The organism is Mycetohabitans sp. B8 (assembly GCF_021991875.1).
In the GTDB taxonomy this organism is placed as follows: Bacteria; Pseudomonadota; Gammaproteobacteria; order Burkholderiales; family Burkholderiaceae; genus Mycetohabitans.
This window is the reverse complement of the sequence record NZ_JAHLKR010000068.1, coordinates 1-450: the sequence shown is the minus strand read 5'-3', so window position 1 is coordinate 450 and position 450 is coordinate 1. Positions and strand designations below refer to the sequence as shown.

Below are 450 nucleotides of genomic sequence, written 5' to 3'. Positions count from 1 at the left end.
TTGGCAAGACGCGGCGATGGACGGAACCGCCTCGCACGATGAGCGGATGAGCCAGCCGACGGGGCAGAAAAAACCATCGCGCTGGGATGTGAAGCCGGCCGGTTGGCAAGACGCGGCGATGGATGAAACCGCCTCGCACGATGAACGGATGAGCCAGCCGACAGGGCAGAAAAAACCATCGCGCTGGGATGTAAAGCCAGCCGGTTGGCAAGACGCGGCGATGGATGAAACGGCCTCGCACGATGAGCGGATGAGCCAGCCGACGGGGCAGAAAAAACCATCACGCTGGGATGTAAAGCCGGCCGATTGGCAAGACGCGGCGATGGATGAAACCGCCTCGCACGATGAGCGGATGAGCCAGCCGACGGGGCAGAAAAAACCATCGCGCTGGGATGTGAAGCCGGCCGGTTGGCAAGACGCGGCGATGGATGAAACCGCCTCGCACGATGA

Annotated in this window: 1 protein-coding gene; it reads left to right on the top strand. The window is 62.2% G+C overall.

The features are described from left to right. Positions 1–16 precede the first annotated feature (16 nt). Positions 17–450, top strand: a 434-nt coding sequence (locus KQH60_RS14755) for a hypothetical protein (RefSeq protein ID WP_237577143.1), incomplete at its 3' end; no start/stop codon positions are given.